Raw genomic sequence first — 1,541 nt, forward strand, 5'->3', positions numbered from 1 at the left:
GTGATCGGCCTCCGCAGGCCGGGGCTGCGGCCGATCATCCCGGTCATCGACCTGCTGCGCCGCGTATCGCTGCGCATTGTCACGATGCCGATCCAGTCGCAGGGCATCATCACGCGCGACAACGTCAGCATCGACGTGTCCGCCGTCGCTTACTTCAGAGTCGTCGACGCGGTCAAGTCGGTCGTTGCGATCGAGAACGTCGGCGCCGCGATCAATCAGATCGCACAGACGACGCTGCGAAAGGTGGTCGGCCAGCACACGCTTGACGAGACGCTCGCCGAAACCGACCGCATCAACCTGAGCATTCGCGAGATCCTTGACGTCACCACGGCGGATTGGGGAGTGGTGGTCACGCTGGTGGAGCTGAAGGACATTCAACTCCCGGACAGCATGAAGCGGGCGATGGCCCGTCAGGCGGAGGCGGAGCGCGAAAAACGCGCCAAGATCATTGCCGCGGAAGGCGAGGCACTGGCCGCGGACAAGCTCGAGATCGCTGCCGACATCATGATGGCCCACCCGGTGGCGCTCCAGTTGCGCAACCTCCAGAGCCTGGTGGAGATCGGCGTCGACAAGAACACCACCGTGGTCTTTCCGTCGCCGATCATGAGCACCATCGAGGAGCTCGGGAGTTTCATGGCCCGCGAGCAGCAGGCCACCACCGACGTCCAGCAGGATTCTGGTCAGTCATCCGCCGAGGGCGTGACGATGAGCCGGACCGGCCGATCCCAGAAGAAGTAGTTCCACCCCCAGGACCAGAGCGCGAGAGCGCGGCTGCGGAACCCGACCAGGTAGAGCAGGTGGACGAAGATCCATATGAACCAGCCCACCAACCCGTTGATGTGCACGGGTCCGATCTGTGCCACTGCTGCGCCGCGACCGACCGTCGCCATGGTGCCCTTGTCGCGGTAGCGGAAGGGAGCGCTCTCACGCCCCTTGACGCGCGCGCCGATCGCTCGTGCGACGTACTTCCCACCCTGGATCGCGACCGGCGCGAGCATCGGCAGCACCGCGCCCGCCTGCTCCACAGCCGCCGCGTCCCCGATCACGAACACCTCGGGGTGACCGCTGAGGTGCAGCGATGGCGTCACCCTGATCCGCCCACCTCGGACAAGAGCGTCACCACCGAGGTCGAGCGGCGGCGCAGCCCGCACGCCGGCGGTCCAGACGACCGTGTTCGTCTCGACGCGTTCGCCGTCATCCAGCACGAGCCCGAACTCGTCGATGTTGCGCACCGACTTGCCGAGCACGATGCGCACGGACTTGCGTTGCAGCGAGCGCGCCGCAAGGCGGCTCAGGCGTGGCGCGAAGCTTGCCAGGACGCGGTCCCCGGCCTCGATCAGCACCACGGACACCTCGGTGAAGTCGATCCGCCGGTAATCCTTTGGTAGCACGTGGTTGATCAACTCCGCCACCGCACCCGAGTACTCGACGCCGGTGGGGCCCGCTCCGACCACGGCGAAGGTGAGCAGCCGGCGGCGAGCGCTCGCGTCGGTGATGAGACTTGCGCGTTCGAAACAGCCGAGCAGGCGTGAACGCAACTC

2 protein-coding genes are annotated in these 1,541 nt (G+C 66.3%); one reads left to right on the forward strand and one right to left on the reverse strand.

Annotation, left to right across the window (positions count from 1 at the left end; genetic code table 11):
• A partial coding sequence (locus WA225_RS01410; protein WP_422606590.1) for a slipin family protein occupies positions 1-738 on the forward strand: 738 nt, incomplete at its 5' end.
• On the opposite strand, the gene WA225_RS01415 is transcribed toward WA225_RS01410, so the two are convergent.
• The coding region (locus WA225_RS01415; protein ID WP_422606591.1) for an NAD(P)/FAD-dependent oxidoreductase at positions 681-1,541 on the reverse strand (861 nt) is incomplete at its 5' end. The two genes, WA225_RS01410 and WA225_RS01415, sit on opposite strands and share 58 nt — an antisense overlap.

The organism is Pseudomonas sp., from assembly GCF_049300855.1.
GTDB lineage: Bacteria > Pseudomonadota > Gammaproteobacteria > Pseudomonadales > Pseudomonadaceae > Aquipseudomonas.